Below are 17,802 nucleotides of genomic sequence, written 5' to 3'. Positions count from 1 at the left end.
GGAATGAGCTCAGGCCGGCGCCTTCAGCCGAACGTAGGGTTCGGGCAGCCGGTCCGCGTCATCGAAGATCAACGTCAGATCGAGGCCGAGATGGTCGCCCCCGGGATCCTCGTCGAGCGCGCGCAGTGCCTGCCGGCGCAGCGTCAGCACGGTGTCGGGCAGCGCCAGGGCCCCCATGTCCAGCAGGTCCTGGAACTCCTGGACGAACCGCCCCGGATCGCGTCCCCGCCTGCACCAGGCCACGATCGGCGCCCCCGCCTGGAGCGCGGCGCGGAGCTCGTCGGAGGAGTCCGGGCCGTCCGGCCGGGGCGGGAACGCCATGGCCAGGCACACGGACGACGGCTCTGACAACAGCATGTTGTAGAGGCTTTCACCGCCGTACTGCCCGGGCTGTGTCACCCAGCACACCTTCGCGCCGCGCGGATTCTCCCGGAGCCAGTGCCACTTGCGGCGCCAGGGGTGGTGGTACGCCTGCCGCCGCATCCGGTCGAGGCTCCGGACGACCACCGGATGCTCGATGCCGAGCCGCCGCTCCAGCCCGTCCACGGTGATCCGCAGCTGGTCGAGGGGCGTCCCGAGCAGGTCGACCGGCAGGACGAACTCCAGCGTCAGCTCGGGCGTCGGCCGGTTGACGACCTGCTGGTTCTCGCTCAGCAGCTCCTTGACGAGGACGGGCAGCCGGTCGAAGGGCAGGGGATCGTCGTCGCAGTGGAGCATGAGTCCGTGCTCGCCCTCGACCTGCAGCCAGGCGGAGGTCAGGTACCGGTCGGGGACGGCCCCGTCCGGGCGGAACTCGATGATCAGGTAGCTGCGCGGCTGCCTGCGCTGGGACGCCTGCGCGGCGCGCCGCCGCGCCGCGGGGAGGCTGCGTGCCAGCCCGAGCCGGTGCGCGAGGCCGTCGGCCCAGCTCTGGAGGTCGACGGCGGGGCGGCCGTTCGCGCCGGCGGCGAGTTCCTCGACGAAGGCCAGCAGCGGCGGGACGCCGTCGACGCTGACCGTGAGGTCCTCCAGCCGGGCCAGGACGCCGCGCAGATCGCCCGGGTCGGCGTTCAGGGCGGGGCCGGACGGACCGGTGACCTCCCAGTAGAGGGCCCGGATCACGTCGGGCGCCACGACCTCGGGGGCGCGGGCGGCCAGGGTTCTGAGGAGCCCGTCGAGCTCCCTCCGCTCCCGCGGATGGAGCAGCGGTTCGGGCAGGAGCTCGTCGACCAGGTTCCGGAGTTCCTCCATGGGGATGCTGCCGCGATGGAACTCCTCGACGACCGTCATCAGGGCGTGGAACGCGCCGGCATAGGAGAGGCACGAATCGACGAGCTGCCAGACGTCGTTGATGTCGCTGTCGTCGCGCGTCAGGGGCAGCGGATGGCCGAGCTGCCGTTCGAGCAGGGAGACACACAGGTCACGGGCGTTGCGCTTGCGTATCGCCTCAAGCCGCCACAGGGCCTTCACCAGGCGAGACTGATCCTCGAATGACAGTGACCAGGCCACGTCCGACATTCATCCCCTCCGACATCGAACCGCACCGGCACCCCCATCGGTGGGCACATCGTACGCGTTCAGCGCGGGCCTATCGTCTGGGGTATTTCCGGTTGCGCGGAAGTGTCATAAAGGGCTGTGTCGCGTTCGGCGGGAGCGAGGGGCCGGTTCAGTTTCAGGTAGGCCCGATCCCAGGCCGGGCATCGGGGGAGCCGCGGTACGAGCGCCTGCGCCAACGCGCCGCGCACCGTCCGCAGGATCCGCCCGAGAACGATCCCTGGCCATTTGAGCGGGAACCAAAGAAGGCATGTGCTGGTCACGGCGACGCACAGGGTGACCGCCATGACGACCGCGGTCACGATCCTGGTGCTCGACACGAGCGACAACAGGTAGCCGGAGAAGAGCGACCCCAGCGGCACCGCGCTCTGGGTGACGAGGTTGTTGATGCTGGCCACCCTCGCCAGCATCTCGTTGGGGACCCAGATCGCCTGGTAGACGGTCAGCGTCACGTTGATGTGCGCGCCGATGAAGCTGATCCCGCCCCACGCGGCCAGCCCGGTCAGCGGATGGTCGCCGATCGTCACGATGGAGGTCATGGCGGACCACCCCCACACGCAGCAGAACAGGACGAGCATCGGCCGGTTGCCGTGCGCCAGCCTGAAGCGCCGGAAGAGGCGCGGGGCGACGACTGCGCCCAGCGTGCCTCCCAGCCCGGACGCCGCGAAGAGGATGCCGATCATCGAGGTGGAGTCGAATTCCCGGTCCGCCTGCACGACGAGCATGAGGAAGACGGTCTGGAACGCGAAATTCGTCACCGCGCAGATGACGAGCACCATGCGCAGGAAGGGATCTCGCCTGAGAAACTCCAGGCACTTGCGGAAGTCGGCGGTCGGCACATCGTCTCGTTCCCTGGCTTTGAACTCCTTGTTCTTCATGCAATGCAGGGTCAATGCGGAGAAAAGTGAGGACAGTGCGTCCGCGGTGAAGGGAAGTGCGCGATTGACGCCGTACAGAAAACCGCCGAGTGGGCGACCGAGAAGGAGCGCGATGTGGCTGCGCGCCTCGTTTCTCGCCATGGCCTCGGGGAGGGCGTCGTAGCTGACGACCCGGCGCACGACGGCCACCTCGGCCAGGTTGTACAGGGCGGCCAGCGCGCCGTCCGCGGCGGCGGCACCGACCAGCAGATGGCCGGGATGGAAGTGCAGGACGAGTCCGATGGCCAGCAGCACCGACACCGTGAACCGGGTGTACTGGCAGGTCAGCATGATCCGGCGCCGGTCGAACCGGTCGACGAGCATCCCGGCGGGCAGGTAGAGCAGCAGGCGGGGGCCCGTGCCCGCGGCGGCGACCCAGCCCGCGAAGACGGGGGAGCGGGTGAGCGACAGGGCCAGCAGTGGAAGCGCGATGGCCGCGTTCATGGTGCCGAGCTGGGATGCCGCGGATCCACTCCACAGGAAGGTGAAATCCCGCGGCAAGGAAGCCCGCGGTTTCACGCGGACCTGCTTGCACCATCCGTAGCGGCCACCTACTGTATCCTCCTCACGACTTATGGTGGCCGGTTTCGCCGTGCTGAAACTCGGTCGCCCACCAGGGGCCGGCAGGCGGGCGCCGACTCCGGAAGGTCCCTGCTCAGCGACTCTGGCGACTAACGAAAATCACCCACAATGCCACGAAAGACGCACCATTGCGCCGAGTGGAAACCTACGGCGCCGTAGCCTTCGGGCCGCACGCAGACTCTAGTGGAGATCGCGACAGAATCGGGCTGATTGTCGAGAAAGGGCTTACGCCCAGCGAGTCTCGTGCGATTCTTGACCGCCGTATGTCGCCCGCTGGGCTGTGCGTGAGGCTCGCCCCGGCTGTCCATCAGGGCGGGAGGCATCTCGGCAGTCATCGTCGGCCGCCCGCCCTGTGGCGCGAAGCGCACCGGTGATGCCCGCCGGTCCGGTCTCAGGCGAGGGGTCTCCCTGCGCCGGTCCTGCGGCTCAGCGTCCGGCGGATATGGGGTCTTCGGCCAGATCGCTGCTGAAGCTGGCGGCCACGAAGTCGCCGCGAGCCGGGTCGAGGGCCTCGCGGAGGGCCTGCTCGATGGCCGACTCCCCGAGCAGGTCGTCCAGCTGGCGAAGCGAGAGGTCCGACACATCGATGAGGTCGTTGTGAAGGGTGATTTCCTGCTTCTGCATGAAGTCTCCTCAAGCGCGGTCCCGCTCGCCGGCCGCAGTCCTGCACACGAGTCAGGTAAGGCTGAGCATTGACAGCAACATATCAATGAAGGCAGAAAAATCCTAGTTCGGCCGTCGAGGCTCCGGCCGGCCGTCGAATTCCGGCGCGTTCCGGCGCGGCGTTTTACGGCGCAGTCGAAACCGCTTCGGGCGTTGACCGAAATCCACGGCCTTAACGTCATCCGATCGCGCATCTGTGTCGCGTGACCTGTTCCGCCACTCACTCTAATGCGATATTACGGTAACTGAGTACAGGTGAGAGATGAACCGTCTGGTCATGTGATGATCGGCGAAATGCGGAGGTGGACGCATGACGCTCCCGGTGACGGCCCCGGCGATCTGGGGGAGGATCCCGCCGCGGAACAAGAACTTCACCGGACGTGAGGAGTTGCTCACCAAGCTCAAGGCCGGTATTTCGGACCAGGTCACCGCCGTGCTTCCGCACGCCCTGCACGGCCTGGGCGGGGTGGGCAAGACCCAGATGGCGGTGGAGTTCGCGCACCGGTTCCGGTTCGACTACGACCTGGTCTGGTGGGTGCCGGCCGACCAGCCGTCCCTCGTGCGGCCGACGCTCGCGGCACTCGCGCCCTCGCTCGGTCTGCCGCCCGCGACCACGCTGGGGGTCGAGGACGCCGCCAACGCGGTGCTCGACGCGTTGCGGCGGGGGGATCCGTACCGCCGCTGGCTGCTCATCTTCGACAACGCCGACCAGCCGGAGGACCTCCAGGACCTGCTGCCCCAGGGCGGACACGTGCTCGTCACCTCGCGCAACCCGCGGTGGGACGGGGTCGGCCACACGGTCCAGGTCGACGTGTTCGCCCGCGAGGAGAGCATCGCGTTCCTCAACAAGAGGCTCCCGCGGGCCATCAGCGAGGACGAGGCCGACCGGCTCGCGCATGAGCTGGGGGACCTGCCGCTCGCCCTGGAGCAGGCGGGCGCCCTTCAGGCCGAGACCGGCATGTCCGTCGCGGAGTATCTGCGACTGCTGGCGGAGTGCACCAGCCAGCTGCTCGCCGAGGGCAAGCCGAGCGAGTATCCGGTCTCGATGACGGCGGCCTGGAGGCTGTCGGTGAACAGCCTCGCCGAGAAGGTGCCGGAAGCGGTCGAGCTGCTCCGCTGCTGCGCGTTCTTCGGCCCCGAGCCGATCCCCCGCGAGGTGTTCTCCCGGACCCCGCCCGGAATGGGGCAGCCGCTGGGCGGGCTCCTGCGCAATCCGATCCGGCTCGCGCGGGCGTTCGGCGAGGTGGGCCGGTACGCGCTGGCGAAGATCGACCCGCCGAGCCGGACCATCCAGGTGCACCGGCTGATCCAGGCGCTGCTGCGCGACGAGCTGTCCCAGGCCGACCAGGCGCGCTTCCGCGGCGAGGTGCACATGCTCCTCGTGGCGGCGATGCCGGCGGAGGACGCGGAGTCCCCGTCGAGCTGGCGCCGCTACTCGGAGCTGATCGGCCACGTGGGGCCGGCCGCCGTCGCGGAGAGCCACGACCCCGAGGTCCGCAAGTTCGCCGTCAACATCGTCCGCTATCTGCGTCTGTCCGGCGACTTCGCGTTCGCGCAGCACCTGATCGAGCGTCTCGTCGACCAGTGGACGGCCGACTCGGGGGAGAACGACCTCGATCTCCTGGAGGCCAAGCGGCAGTTCGGCAACATCCTCCGCGACCGCGGCGAGTACGGCGCCGCGTACGAGTCGAACCTCAACGCCATGGAGCGGACGGAGGCACTCGTCGGCCCGAGACACCGGATGACGTTGCAGCTCCTGAACTCGCTCGGCGCCGACCTCCGGGCGCGGGGGGACTTCGCGGACGCCCGGGATCACGATCTCCGTTCGCTGGAGCGGCATCGGGAGGCGTTCGGCGAGACGTCGATCGACACGCTGCGGGCCATGCACAACCTGGCGCTGGACCACGGCCTGAACAGCGACTACACGAAGTCCAAGGATCTCCACGAAGCCGTCTACCTGCTGTTCGGGGAGTCCCCGGAGGCCAACGCGACCCACATCACCAACGCGCTCGGCGGGCTGGCGCGCGCGGTCCGGCTCTGCGGAGACTACGGAGAGGCGTGCGACCTCGGCGAGGAGGCGTACGCCAAGGCCGTGGACGAGCTGGGCGCCGAACATCCGCTGACGCTGCTCGTGGCCAAGGACCTGGCCATCGCCCTGCGCAGGGCCGGCGAACTGGAGCGGTCGCTCGAACAGGCGCAGGAGGTCAACGCGCGCTCCGTCCGGCTCTTCGGGCTGGACCACCCCGACACCCTGGCCGCGGCGATGTGCCTCGCCAACGGCCTGCGGAGCACCGGTGATCTGGACTCGGCCCTGGAACTGGCCGCCGACACCGTCGTCCGGTATCCGAAGGTCTACGGTTCCGAGCATCCCTACAACCACGGATGCGGCGGGAACCTGGCGCTGCTGCGCCGCGTGTTCGGCGATGCGGAGTCCGCGCGCAGGCTCAACGAGAAGGCGCTCGCGGGTCTGGAGGTCAAGCTGGGCCGCGATCACCACTACTCGCTCACCGTGGCCACCAATCTGGCCAGCGACCTCAAGGAGCTCGGCGAGGTGGAGTCGGCGTGCAAGCTCGGCCGCGGGACGCTGCGGCGGCTGCGCGCGACCGTCGGGGACGAGCATCCGATGACGCTGGCCTGCGCCGCCAACCTGTCGGTCTCCCTCCGGGAACTCGGTGAGGAGGAAGAGGCGAACGGACTGTACAAGGAGACGATGGACGTCTACGCCAGGACGGTCGGCCTGGAGCATCCGGACGCCGTCGTCGCCGCTGAGTCGCGCCATCTCGACTGCGACTTCGACCCGCCGCCCATCTAGGCGGTGCCGGGGAGCGAGGGGTGCGCGCCGTATCGGCGGCGCCAGGCGACCACGTGCCGTCCGGCCGTGTCCCGGCTGCGGCGCAGCGCCTCGTCCCGGACCGGTTCGTCCAGCCAGGCACGGACCGTGCGGCCCATCTCGCCGACGAATACCTCGCCCTCGGGGGTGAGGCGTCCGGTTCCGGCGAGGGTGCGGATCACGAGGTCCGTGGCGGCGCGCCAGCGCGCGAACTCGCCGTCCGCCTCCAGCGCGGCCGCGCCCGTCTCGTGATGGCGCTGGGTGCGCCAGAAACCGGCGATGCCGAGGTGGGCGTAGGCGCCCTGCAGCAGCCCGGCGACGGGCCTCGGGTCGTCCCGCCAGGGCGCGTAGTAGGTGGCGCCGTCGTCGGGTTCGGTCAGGTGGACGACGTCCAGCAGCCCGGTGAGCTTGGTGTGCTGGACCTCATGGGCCAGCGTGACGGCGAGGAAGCGGGCGTCAGGCGGGCTGGAGAGGCCGATGCTGCCGAAGGCGTGCCTGGGGGTGGCGCTCGCCTGCCGGTACACCGGTGACACGAGCGGGGTCAGGACGGAGATGAAGGCGGCGACGTCCTCGGCGACGCTCGGGTGGTGCCGGGTCAGGATGCGCCAGGCGTCGTCGAGGGTCGACCGCCAGTGCTCCAGTTCGGATCTTCCCAGCCGATGCGGGAGCCAGTCGGCGCCGGGCATGCGGTCCGGGTCGTGCTCGTCCAGGAGGAAGACGCCGTCCGCTCCGCGGTGCTCCACCGTCAGTCGGCGTATCGCCTCCCAGCCGGGCGCGTCCCGGTGGACGTCGCGGGGGAGGCGCGTCCGGGCGTCCCCGGCCACCACCTCCGCGCCGCCTGGCCCGGACCGGACGAGCGCGCTCGCCCGGCCGGGGACGAGGGCGCGCCCCAGCCCCGGGAGGACGATCGCGCCCGAGCGCGCCGGCACCTCGATCTCGCAGCGGAACCCGGCCTTGATCGCCGCGCCCGCGGCGAGGGCCGCGAGCTCGCCCGGACAGGCGGTTCCGTCCTCCTTGCCGGACAGGACGACGAGGGTGCGCCGGGTCCATTCGCCGACGGTCGGATAGCGGAGCACGGCCTCGACCGCCTCGGGGGCGTCCTCCTGGATGCGTGCGAGCAGGTCATAGGCGCGGGCGGTCTCCGGGCCGCCCGCGTTCCGCACGCCGCGCAGCAGCAGGAGGCGCTTGCTGTACTGGGCTCTGCGGAGGAGTTCGACAGCGGTCGTACCGCCGCCGCCCGCGGCGAGCGCCAGGAAGACCTTTTCGGGGATCCGGTGCACGCCGAGGTTCATCCACTCCGCTCCCTGGAAGACGCCTTGCGCTTGTAGTCGGCCACGTCCTTGGAGACCGCGTCCCGGATGTGGGTGATGAGGTGAAGGAGGTCGCGGCAGTAGACGGACGGGTTGGCGAAGCCGGTGCCGGAGCGGTACCGGTGCGTGTAGAGACCGCCGCCGCAGACGCGGTGGACGGGGCAGGCCGCGCATCCGGGGGCCAGCGCCCGGCGGCCGATCTGGCGGGCGGCCATCGCGGGAAGCATCAGCGCCGCGTCGAACGGGTCCCGGCCGACGTGCAGCGCCGTCCGCGTCGCGCCCTCGTAGGCGGACTTGAGCGTGTCGACCTGTTCGATGCTTCCGTCCGTCTCCACGACGGTGACGGCGACCGGTGACAGCCCGATCGACTCGCTGTGCGAGGGGCGGCCGAGGAGGAGCCGGATGATCTCGGAGAACAGCCGGACGCGGGTCTCCCGGGCGGGTGCGCGGTACCAGCGGTCGAAGACCGCGACGAGCCAGTCGCCGTACGGAGTCGCGTCGCCGTCGTCGCGGCCCGGTGGAGGGGTGTCCCAGTTCCCGTGCGGGAGCAGGAAGTCCACGGCAGGCGGGCGATGGGCGATCAGCGCCTCGTAGGTGGCGATCGGGTCGTTCTCCAGGTCGATCGTGCTGAGCAGCCCGCTGAACAGCCTCCGGTACGCGGGCGTCGCCAGGCCGTGCAGCCCGGTCATGACGTCCCGGTGGCTTCCGGTGCCGTTGGCGCGGCGGCGATGGCGGTCATGGCCGTCCTCGTCGCCGTCCAGGCTGACGCTGACGAAAATGTCGAGTTCGTCGAAGAGTTTCAGGTAGACCGAATCCAGCAGGACGCCATTGGTCTGCACATGGAAACTCACCGACGTCCGCGAATCGACCGCCGAATTCACGGCGTCCACCGCGTACCTGATGTGTTCCGCGCCCGCCAGCAGGGGTTCGCCGCCGTGCAGGATGATCCCGATCCAGGGCAGGTCGTTGGACTGCGCGTGCTCTGCGATCCGGGTGGCCGTCCGGTCGATGGTGGCGCGCGACATCCGCCGCGGCTGCCGACGCCAGCTCTGGTCCGCCATCTCGTACATGTAGCAGTAGTCGCAGGCCAGATTGCAGCGGCTGTGGATTTTCAGTACGAATTGGCGGAACGGAGTCGGCCGCCACCCCTGCTCGAGCAGCGCCTGGACGCTCAGCGTGGCCGGCCATTCGTTTTCGGTGGTCGGCCGTGCCGCGTCGACGCTCACACCGATCATCTCCCAAGCCGGGTTCTGGCGCGGCACTGCGCGATACCTCAATACTTTTATATACGCAATGTCATGATCATCAAATGCTGTTCTGTGCCCGGCCGGGCGCGCCGGCGAGGACGGTCGTAGGCTCGGAGGGTCGATGGAGGGGTTGACATGAACGAGCAGATGCGCGCGAACACCGCCGCCTTCGAGCAGACGGTCCGCTCGGCCCTCGCGCTCGCCGGGACGCTCGGTGAGGCCGACTGGGCCCGGCCGACCGAGTGTCCCGGCTGGACGGTCAAGGACCAGTTCGCGCACCTCGCCGGGGTGGAACGCGACCTCCTCGGCGACCCGGGGCCCGAGGTCGAGGTTCCCGACCTCGACCACATCCGCAACGACTTCGGGCGCTACCTCGAGATCGCGGTCCATGCGCGGCGTCCCGTCCCGGGCCCGGACGTCGCCGCGGAGCTGGCGGACGTCCTGGAACGCAGGCTGGCCCAGCTCCCCACCCTGGACCCCGACCGCGTCGTCATGTGCCCGGACGGCAAGGAGGGCCCCTACTCGCGGCTCATGAAGTTCCGCGCCATGGACTGCTGGACGCACGAGCAGGACGTCCGCCGCGCGGTCGGCCGTCCCGGCAACCTGGACGCCCCGGCGGCGCGCTGCTTCTGGGAACTGCTGAGCCGCGGCCTTCCGCTCGTCGTCGCCCGCCGCGCGAAGGCCGCCCCCGGCGAGTCCGTGGCCTTCGCGATCGCCGGCCCGCCCGACTTCCACGTGACCGTCGGCGTGGACGAGAACGGCAGGGGCCACTGGTCCGAATCGGCGCCCCCCACTGCCGAACTGGCCATGGACTGGGAGACCTACGTCCGCCTCACCGCGGGCCGCTGCACGCCCGGGGACGCCGCCGTTGAGGCCAAGGGCGACCAGGCGCTGAGCGGCAGAGTCCTGGCCGCCATGGCCATCACCCCCTAGGGCGGATCTCACCGGAGGCTGTGGATCCGGCGCTGGTGGAAACACGTTCTATCGCTGCACCCGGTGCGACCTGGGGCGTCGTCCTGATGACGCATGCTCGCGCTGACCTGGGCTTACTCACCCCCTTCCGTTGTGACCAAGCGGTTGCTACATTCCAGGTAACAAGAATTCATTTCAGTCTGGTTCCAGGAGGTGCGATGACCGAGGCCATGACGCCGGAGGCAGCGACGCCGGAGACCATGACGGCGGCGTCGGCGCGCCGGGAGTCCCCGCCGTCGATGATCGAGCGGATGACCCTGATCCTCGACGCGTTCAACGGGCCGACCGCCCGGCTGACCCTGGAGGACGTCGCCCGCCGCACCCGGCTGCCGCGTTCCACCGCGCACCGGATCCTCGACCAGCTCGTGAAGCAGCGCTGGCTCGCGCACCACTCGTTCGGCTACGGGCTCGGCCAGCGCGCCCTCGGCCTCGGCGGGCAGGACGGCGGGCACGGCAAGATCCGCGAGGCCGCCGCGCCGCTGCTGCACGAGCTGCAGGTCACCACCGGCCTGGTCGCGCACCTGGCCGTCCTGGACGGCGCCGAGGTCCTCTACCTGGACAAGCTCGGCGGGCGGCTCGCCACGTCCGTCCCGTCGCGGGTCGGCGGGCGCGCCCCCGCGCACTGCACGGCGCTCGGCAAGGCGATGCTGGCGTGGCTGGAGCCGGAGCGGGTGGACGCGCTGCTCGGCGCCGGCATCAGCCGGTTCACCAGCCGCACGATCGGCGAGCTGGGCACGCTCCACCAGGAGCTGCACCGGGTCCGGCAGCGCCGCGGCCTGGCGTTCGAGCGCGGCGAGTCCTACCCCGGCATCGCCTGCGTGGCGGCGGCGATCCGCGGCGCGGAGGGCCCGGTCGCGGGCATCTCCCTGGTCGGCGACATCCGCGCGCCGCTGGAGAACGTCGCGCCGCTGGTGGTCACCGCGGCACGCGAGGCGTCACAGATCCTGTTCCCCGGCTCGGCGCCCGGCCGGCGCGCGGGACGCGCGGGCGTGCGCACCCGGCGCGGCGCCGCCCGGACGGGCGAGGAGACGACCTGGTCGCCGGAGACGATGAACCGGCTGCTCGCGGTCGACGGGCGCGGCGACTGGATGTGAAGCCGGTGCCGGACGTGCCGTCAGCCCCAGCCCCACCGGTCGCCGATGCCCCACGGGTCGGGGGCGATCGGCGCGTCCGGCTCCCCGACGCCGAACCGGCTGCGGAAGAACACCATCGGACGCCGCCAGGCGCCGTTCACCACCTCGTGCCGCTCCACCGCGAGCACCCGGCCGATCACCACCTCGTGGTCACCGGCCTCGTGGATGTCGTGGACGACGGCGTGCACGGCGAGCAGGACGTCCGGCAGCGCCGGGGTGCCCCACTCGGACACGCCCCATTCCAGGCCCTCGAACTTGGCGCCCCGGCTCGATCCGAAGCGCTCGCAGAGCTCGCGCTGCTCCTCGCCGAGCACGTTGACGCAGAACCGCCCCGCCGAACGGATCCGAGGCCACGACCGGCCGCGCTTGTCGGCGCAGAACAGGATCAGCGGCGGTTCCAGCGACACGGACGTGAACGACTGGCAGGCGAAGCCGACCGGCTCGCCGCGGTCCAGGGCGGTGACCACGGTGACGCCGGTGGCGAACTCCGCCATGGCCTTCCGGAAGTCCGCCGGCTCCGGCGCGGCCGCGGCGGCCTCGGAGACGGGCGTGAGCGCTGGCTCGGCTGGCATCTGTTCACCTCGGGGCTGCGAACGGTTGTGCGGTCATATCCAATATGCGACATGTCCAATAAGCGGCACGGACGCGGTACCGGTCAAGCGCGGCCGGCGAGCCCGAACGTAGGCACGTCCGGTGCGGCCCGGGCACCCCGATCCCGATGAGTGGAAGGGGAGACCGGGCCTGCGCCGGGAGACCGCCGTGAGACGCGCGTCCCGCTGATCGGGATCCGCCGGGTGACCGTGCCGCCCCGCCGATTACGTTCCGGACAAGCCATCGTCGAAGGACTGGGAGATCATGCCTGCGGAGCTGACCTACGAGTCGACGTTGCGCGAGCTCGCCACCGACCGCGGCGTCCTGCGCTACCACGAGGCCGGCGAGGGACCGCCCCTGCTGATGCTGCACGGGTCGGGTCCGGGCGTGACCGGCTGGCGGAACTACCGCGGCAACCTCGCCGGGTTCGCCGAGCACTTCCGGTGCCTGGTCCTGGAGTTCCCCGGGTTCGGGGTCAGCGACCCGACCGACGAGCACCCGATGATGGCGGCCGGCGGCGCCGTCGTCCGGTTCCTGGACGGCCTGGGCCTCGGCCAGGTCGACGTGATCGGCAACTCGATGGGTGGCGTCATCGCGACGCAGGTGGCGCTGCGGCATCCCGACCGGATCCGGCGGCTGGTCAGCATCGGGGGGATCGGGACGAACGTCTTCAGCCCGGCGCCCGGCGAGGGCATCAGGCTGCTGGCGGAGTTCACGGACAACCCGACCCGCGAGGGCCTCGTCCGGTGGCTGAACTCGATGGTCTTCGACCCGCGGACGGTCACCGAGGAGATGGTCGAGGAGCGCTGGCGGCAGGCCACCGACCCCGACACGCTCGCCTCCGCCCGCCGCATGTACGGGTCCAGGGCGATGGCCGCCCGCGCGAAGGCGATGGCGGCCTCGGACGAGCCGCCCTACTGGGCGATGCTGCACAGGCTCAAGGCGAAGACGCTCATCACCTGGGGACGGGACGACCGGGTCAGCCCGGTCGACATGGTGCTCGTGCCGATGCGCACGATCCCGGACGTCCAGGTGAACATCTTCCCGAACTGCGGGCACTGGGTGATGATCGAGCAGAAGTCCGCCTGGGAGAGCGCCGTGCTGGCGTTCCTGACCAGGAAGGACGACCAGTGACCGGTGAGTGGGATCACGAGTTCGACCTCGTCGTCGTGGGCAGCGGCGGCGGTGGGATGACGGCCGCGCTGACCGCGCACGACGCGGGCCTGAGCGCGCTGGTCGTGGAGAAGGGCAAGAAGTTCGGCGGCTCCACCGCGCTCTCCGGCGGCGGCATCTGGATCCCGAACAACCCGACGCTGAAGGAGCGCGGCCACGACGACAGCCGCGAGTCGATCCGCCGCTACCTGGACCTGCTCACCGAGGGGCGCGTCCCGGCGGCGCGGCTCGACGCCTACGTCGACAACGGCCCCGCCGCGATGGAGCTGATCTGCAAGAGCAGGTGGATGCGGTTCTTCTGGACGAAGGGCTACGCCGACTACCACCCCGAGCTGGAGGGCGGGCGCGCGCTCGGCCGGTCCATCGAGGCCGAGCCGTTCGACACCCGCAAGCTCGGCGAGGACGAGAAGTACCAGCGGCCGAACAACATGAAGGGCCCGCTCGGCCTGTGGGTGACGGCCAAGGACTACCACGACCTCGCGATGGCGAAGCGCACGTGGGCGGGACGCCGCGCGTCGCTGGTCGCGGCGTGGCGCGTCTCGTCCAACATGGTCCGCCGCCGCCACATGTCGACCGGCGGCCGGGCACTGGTCGCCCGCCTGCGGATGGCGTTGAAGGACGCGGGCCTCCCGCTCTGGCTGCGGACCACCATGACCGGCCTGGTCACGGACGAGGACGGCCGCGTCACCGGCGTCGTCGCCGCACGGCCGGACGGCACGACCCTGCGCATCAGGGCCCGCAGGGGCGTGCTCCTGGCGTCCGGCGGTTTCGACCACAACCAGGAGATGCGCGACAAGTACCTCCCGAAGGGCGGGCAGGAGGACTTCGCGATGGGCGCCCGCGAGAACACCGGCGACGGCATCCGCGCGGGCGAGGCCCTCGGCGCGGCGCTGGACCTGATGGACGACGCGTGGTGGATGCCCGCCGTCCGCCACCCGGCCGGGGCGACGATCCCGCTGGTGTCGGAGCGCGCCATCCCCCGGCAGGTCATCGTGTCGCAGGACGGGACGCGCTTCACCAACGAGGCGGCCCCCTACGTCAACTTCGTCCACGACCAGCTGGCGGGCGGGCACGTCCCGGCCTGGTTCGTGATGGACGCCAAGGCCCGCGCCCGCTACCCGTTCGCGCAGATCCTCCCCGGCGCGCCGATCCCGGAGGCGTTCTACGAGAAGGGCGTCGTCTTCAAGGCGGACACGCTCGCCGAACTCGCCGGCCGGATCGGCGTCCCGGCGGACGCGCTGGCCGGGACCGTCGAGACGTTCAACGGGTACGCCCGCACGGGCAAGGACCCCGACTTCGGCCGCGGCGACTCCGCCTACGACCGCTACTACGGCGACCCGAACCTGAAGAACCCGAACCTGGACGTCATCGACACGGCCCCGTACTACGCGTTCCGGCTGGAGGTCGGCGACCTCGGCACCAAGGGCGGCCTGGTCTCCGACGAGCACGCCCGCGTCCTGCGCGGGGACGGCACGGTCATCGAGGGCCTGTACGTGACGGGCAACGCGTCGTCGTCGGTGATGGGCAACGAGTACGCGGGGCCGGGCGCCACGATCGGCCCGTCCATCGTGTTCGGCTACATCGCGGCCCGGCACGCGGCCGGGAAGGCCACAGGACGGTCATGACGGCACTCAAGGCGCGGGTGGTGGAGGTCGTCCACGAGACGGCCGACGCGCACTCGCTCGTCCTCGAACCGGCCGAGGGTGACCGCGACCGGTTCACCTACCGGCCCGGGCAGTTCCTCACCGTCCGGGTCCCGGCCGCGGACGGCTGGGCGGCGCGCTGCTACTCGCTGTGCAGCTCGCCGCACACCGACGACCGGCCGAAGGTGACCGTGAAGCGCGTCGAGGGCGGCCTCGGATCCAACTGGATCTGCGACAACGTCACGGCCGGCGACGTCCTTGAGGTGCTGCGCCCGGCGGGCACGTTCACCCCGTCCTCACTGGACGACGACCTGCTGCTCGTCGCGGGCGGCAGCGGCATCACCCCGGTGATGTCGATCCTCAAGTCGTGCCTGGCCGGCGGGCGCGGGAAGGTCGCGCTCCTCTACGCCAACCGGGACGAGCGGTCGGTGATCTTCGCGGACGAGCTGCGGGAGCTCACCGAGCGGCACCCCGGCCGGCTCACCGTCGTCCACCTGCTGGAAACGGTGCAGGGCCTGCCGACGGCCGCCGCCGTCAGGTCGCTGGCCGCCCCCTACACCGGGCGCCCCGCGTACGTGTGCGGGCCCGAGATCTTCATGGACCTGGTCACGGAGACGCTCACCGGCCTCGGCGTGCGGGTGCACGTCGAGCGCTTCTTCTCGCTGGAGGGCGACCCGTTCGAGGAACCGGAGGCCCGGAGCGAGGAGGCCGGCGACGGCGACGCCGGCGAGATCGAGGTCGAGATGGACGGCGAGACGCGCACGGTGCCCTGGCCGAAGTCCGAACGGCTTCTCGACGCGCTGCTGCGCGCCGGGGTGGACGCCCCGTTCTCCTGCCGGGAGGGCAACTGCTCGGCCTGCGCCTGCGTGCGGCTGGAGGGCGAGGTCACCCTCGACGCCAACTCGGTCCTCGACGAGCAGGATCTCGCCGACGGCCTCATCCTCGCCTGTCAGGCGAGGCCGGTCACCGACCGGCTGAAGATCACCTACGACGGCTGACGACACCCACGGGAGACAGGCGATGGCGAACCGCGTGCTCGACACGATCATGGAACGGGCGGAGCAGATCCGCGAGCTCGGCCCCGCCAACGAGGCCCTCGGCAGGCTCGACGACAAGGCCGCGCGGATCCTGCGCGACGCCGGCGTCATCCGGCTGCTGCAGCCGGAGGCGCACGGCGGCCTGGAGGTGCACCCCCGCGAGTTCGCCGAGACGGTGCTGGGGATCGCCTCCCTCGACGGCTCCACCGGCTGGATCGCGGGCATCGTCGGCGTCCACCCGTGGGAGATGGCCTACGCCGACCCGAAGGTCCGCGAGGAGATCTGGGGCGAGGACCCCGACACGTGGATCGCGTCCCCGTACGCGCCGATGGGCATCGCCCGGCCGGTGGACGGCGGCTACGTCTTCAACGGCCGCTGGCAGTTCTCCTCCGGCACCGACCACTGCGACTGGATCTTCCTCGGCGGGATGCTCGGCGACGACGACGGCAAGATGGCGATGCCGCCCCGGTCGCTGCACCTCATCCTGCCCCGCTCCGACTACGAGATCGTCGAGGACTCCTGGGACGTCGCCGGGCTGAAGGGCACCGGCAGCAAGGACATCATCGTCAGGGACGCGTTCGTCCCCGCCTACCGGACGCTGGAGTACACCAAGGTCGTGGACGGCTCGGCGCCCCGCGAGGCCGGGCTGACCAACCCGTCCTACCTGATGCCGTTCTCCTGCGTGTTCCCGCTCGGCATCTCCGCCGCCGTGATCGGCATCGCCGAGGGCGCCCTGTACCACCACATGGCCTACCAGCGGAACCGCGTCCAGATCACCGGCACCAAGATCAAGGACGACCCGTACGTGCTGTACGCGATCAGCGAGGCCGCCGAGGAGATCAAGGCGTCCCGCACCGCGCTGCTCGACAACTGCTCGCGGATGTACGACATGGTCGCCGCCGGGCACGTCCCGACCTTCGCCGAGCGCGCCGCCGGGCGCCGCACCCAGGTCCGCGCGGCGTGGCGGGCCGTGCAGGCGATGAACGAGATCGTCGTCCGGTCCGGCGGGAACGCGATGCGCACCGACAACCCGATCCAGCGGTTCTGGCGGGACGCGCACGTCGGCCTCGCGCACGCCATCCACGTCCCGGGCGCCGTCTACCACGTCTCCGCCCTGACCGACCTGGACATCGAGCCCCCGCAGGGCCCGATGCGCTCGATGATCTGACGGACGAGCTCCGCTCGACCGTCCTCCAGCCCCCGCCCACCACCATTCAATGGACGAGCTCCGCTCGACGACCGCCCGCACAGGAAGGACCGAGAAGGTGACACAGATCCGAGGGCTGGGATATCTCAGGGTCCAGACCCGGCACATCGACCGGTGGCGCGAGTTCGCCCTCGACGGGCTCGGCTTCGCCGAGGGGAGCGGCCCCGACCCCGAGGGCCTGTACCTGCGCATGGACGAGCGGCGGTCGCGCCTGCAGCTGCTGCCCGGCGACAGCGACCGGGTGCTGGCCGTCGGCTGGGAGGTGCGCGACCAGTACGCCTTGGCCGCCGTCCGCGAGGCCGTGGAGAAGTCCGGGACGGCCGTGACGACGCTGAAGCCCAAGGAGGCCGCGGAGCGCGACGCCGAGGAGGTCGTCGCGTTCACGGACCCGGGCGGCACTCCGGTCGAGGTGTTCTTCGGCCCGGTGCTCGACCACAGCCCGGTCCGCACCGGCTTCGCGCAGACGTTCGTCACCGGTCCGATGGGAATGGGACACGTCGTCCTTCCCACGCCGAAATTCGCCGAGACCGCCGCGTTCTACAACGAGGTCCTCGGATTCCTGCCGCGCGGCGCGATGAAGGTCGGCGGGCCGGTCCGGATCCGCTTCATGGGCGTCAACCAGCGGCACCACAGCCTGGCGATCTGCCCGGCGCCGCATGACGGCGACCCGGGCCTGGTCCACCTGATGGTGGAGGTCGACACCCTCGACGCGGTCGGCATCGCGCTGGACACGGTCAAGGAGAAGGGATTCTCCATCTCCTCCACGCTCGGCCGGCACACCAACGACAAGATGGTGTCGTTCTACGTCCGGGCGCCAGGCGGCTGGGACGTCGAGTACGGCTGCGAGGGTCTGCTCGTGGACGAGACGTACTACACCGCCGAGGAGATCACCAAGGACAGCTACTGGGGCCACGACTGGTCGGGGTCCGAGCCGCTGGCCGCGTTCACCCCACCCGGGAAGTGA

14 protein-coding genes are annotated in these 17,802 nt (G+C 70.8%); 8 read left to right on the top strand and 6 right to left on the bottom strand.

Going from position 1 to position 17,802, the window contains the following annotated elements:
• Nucleotides 1–9: 9 nt before the first annotated feature.
• The 3 genes from ACQPZP_RS35075 to ACQPZP_RS35065 all read right to left on the bottom strand — a co-directional run bounded on the left by ACQPZP_RS35075 (nt 10) and on the right by ACQPZP_RS35065 (nt 3,656).
• Nucleotides 10–1,449 (bottom strand): effector-associated domain 2-containing protein, encoded by a 1,440-nt coding sequence (locus ACQPZP_RS35075; protein WP_433473982.1) that lies wholly within the window; start codon nt 1,447–1,449, stop codon nt 10–12.
• A gap of 107 nt (nt 1,450–1,556) precedes the next feature.
• Nucleotides 1,557–2,969 (bottom strand): MFS transporter, encoded by a 1,413-nt coding sequence (locus ACQPZP_RS35070; protein ID WP_433473981.1) that lies wholly within the window; start codon nt 2,967–2,969, stop codon nt 1,557–1,559.
• Between the two features lie 489 nt (nt 2,970–3,458).
• A complete protein-coding gene (locus tag ACQPZP_RS35065; protein ID WP_433463689.1) occupies nt 3,459–3,656 on the bottom strand; it encodes a hypothetical protein in 198 nt (65 codons plus the stop codon).
• A 349-nt stretch (nt 3,657–4,005) separates the two neighbouring features.
• Here ACQPZP_RS35065 and fxsT point away from each other — a divergent pair, with 349 nt between their 5' ends.
• On the top strand, nt 4,006–6,507 hold the full coding sequence (fxsT, locus tag ACQPZP_RS35060) for an FxSxx-COOH system tetratricopeptide repeat protein (protein WP_433473980.1): 2,502 nt from the start codon (nt 4,006–4,008) through the stop codon (nt 6,505–6,507).
• Here the strand turns inward: fxsT and ACQPZP_RS35055 are convergent.
• Nucleotides 6,504–7,817, bottom strand: coding sequence for an HEXXH motif domain-containing protein (locus tag ACQPZP_RS35055; protein ID WP_433473979.1), 1,314 nt, complete (start codon nt 7,815–7,817; stop codon nt 6,504–6,506). The two genes, fxsT and ACQPZP_RS35055, sit on opposite strands and share 4 nt — an antisense overlap.
• The gene (locus ACQPZP_RS35050; protein ID WP_433473978.1) at nt 7,814–9,061 is read right to left on the bottom strand and encodes an FxsB family cyclophane-forming radical SAM/SPASM peptide maturase; all 1,248 of its coding nucleotides are present in this window, start codon (nt 9,059–9,061) and stop codon (nt 7,814–7,816) included. Before ACQPZP_RS35050 ends, ACQPZP_RS35055 begins: the two co-directional genes overlap by 4 nt.
• Nucleotides 9,062–9,217: 156 nt before the next feature.
• Between ACQPZP_RS35050 and ACQPZP_RS35045 the strand changes: the two genes are divergently transcribed.
• Together ACQPZP_RS35045 and ACQPZP_RS35040 are read left to right on the top strand one after the other, a co-directional pair.
• Entirely contained in the window at nt 9,218–10,015 is a 798-nt protein-coding gene (locus tag ACQPZP_RS35045; protein ID WP_433473977.1) for a maleylpyruvate isomerase family mycothiol-dependent enzyme, read from the top strand.
• A gap of 197 nt (nt 10,016–10,212) precedes the next feature.
• Nucleotides 10,213–11,148, top strand: a complete 936-nt coding sequence (locus tag ACQPZP_RS35040; RefSeq protein ID WP_433473976.1) for an IclR family transcriptional regulator — start codon at nt 10,213–10,215, stop codon at nt 11,146–11,148.
• A 20-nt stretch (nt 11,149–11,168) separates the two neighbouring features.
• Here ACQPZP_RS35040 and ACQPZP_RS35035 read toward each other — a convergent pair whose 3' ends face one another.
• A complete protein-coding gene (locus ACQPZP_RS35035) occupies nt 11,169–11,759 on the bottom strand; it encodes a flavin reductase family protein (protein ID WP_433473975.1) in 591 nt (196 codons plus the stop codon).
• A 283-nt stretch (nt 11,760–12,042) separates the two neighbouring features.
• Here ACQPZP_RS35035 and ACQPZP_RS35030 point away from each other — a divergent pair, with 283 nt between their 5' ends.
• The 5 genes from ACQPZP_RS35030 to ACQPZP_RS35010 all read left to right on the top strand — a co-directional run bounded on the left by ACQPZP_RS35030 (nt 12,043) and on the right by ACQPZP_RS35010 (nt 17,802).
• The gene (locus tag ACQPZP_RS35030; RefSeq protein WP_433473974.1) at nt 12,043–12,912 is read left to right on the top strand and encodes an alpha/beta fold hydrolase; all 870 of its coding nucleotides are present in this window, start codon (nt 12,043–12,045) and stop codon (nt 12,910–12,912) included.
• A complete protein-coding gene (locus ACQPZP_RS35025; protein WP_433473973.1) occupies nt 12,909–14,576 on the top strand; it encodes an FAD-binding protein in 1,668 nt (555 codons plus the stop codon). Before ACQPZP_RS35030 ends, ACQPZP_RS35025 begins: the two co-directional genes overlap by 4 nt.
• The gene (locus ACQPZP_RS35020; protein ID WP_433473972.1) at nt 14,573–15,592 is read left to right on the top strand and encodes a 2Fe-2S iron-sulfur cluster-binding protein; all 1,020 of its coding nucleotides are present in this window, start codon (nt 14,573–14,575) and stop codon (nt 15,590–15,592) included. The genes ACQPZP_RS35025 and ACQPZP_RS35020 overlap by 4 nt, the downstream gene beginning before the upstream one ends.
• 22 nt (nt 15,593–15,614) lie before the next feature.
• Nucleotides 15,615–16,799: an acyl-CoA dehydrogenase family protein gene (locus ACQPZP_RS35015; RefSeq protein WP_433463679.1), complete on the top strand. Its 1,185-nt coding sequence runs from the start codon at nt 15,615–15,617 to the stop codon at nt 16,797–16,799.
• A 97-nt stretch (nt 16,800–16,896) separates the two neighbouring features.
• Complete coding sequence (locus tag ACQPZP_RS35010) at nt 16,897–17,802, top strand: VOC family protein (RefSeq protein WP_433473971.1); 906 nt, start codon at nt 16,897–16,899, stop codon at nt 17,800–17,802.

It is taken from the genome of Spirillospora sp. CA-142024 (genome assembly GCF_050942325.1).
GTDB lineage: Bacteria > Actinomycetota > Actinomycetes > Streptosporangiales > Streptosporangiaceae > Spirillospora.
Note: the sequence above shows the minus strand (reverse complement) of the source record. Positions and strands in the feature narration are given on the sequence as shown.

Bases quoted from the DNA above. Each gene is read 5' to 3' on its own strand.
- ACQPZP_RS35065 (WP_433463689.1), bottom strand. From the start codon at position 3,656: ATGCAGAAGCAGGAAATCACCCTTCACAACGACCTCATCGATGTGTCG.
- fxsT (WP_433473980.1), top strand. From the start codon at position 4,006: ATGACGCTCCCGGTGACGGCCCCGGCGATCTGGGGGAGGATCCCGCCG.
- ACQPZP_RS35055 (WP_433473979.1), bottom strand. From the start codon at position 7,817: ATGAACCTCGGCGTGCACCGGATCCCCGAAAAGGTCTTCCTGGCGCTC.
- ACQPZP_RS35045 (WP_433473977.1), top strand. From the start codon at position 9,218: ATGAACGAGCAGATGCGCGCGAACACCGCCGCCTTCGAGCAGACGGTC.
- ACQPZP_RS35040 (WP_433473976.1), top strand. From the start codon at position 10,213: ATGACCGAGGCCATGACGCCGGAGGCAGCGACGCCGGAGACCATGACG.
- ACQPZP_RS35035 (WP_433473975.1), bottom strand. From the start codon at position 11,759: ATGCCAGCCGAGCCAGCGCTCACGCCCGTCTCCGAGGCCGCCGCGGCC.
- ACQPZP_RS35030 (WP_433473974.1), top strand. From the start codon at position 12,043: ATGCCTGCGGAGCTGACCTACGAGTCGACGTTGCGCGAGCTCGCCACC.
- ACQPZP_RS35020 (WP_433473972.1), top strand. From the start codon at position 14,573: ATGACGGCACTCAAGGCGCGGGTGGTGGAGGTCGTCCACGAGACGGCC.
- ACQPZP_RS35015 (WP_433463679.1), top strand. From the start codon at position 15,615: ATGGCGAACCGCGTGCTCGACACGATCATGGAACGGGCGGAGCAGATC.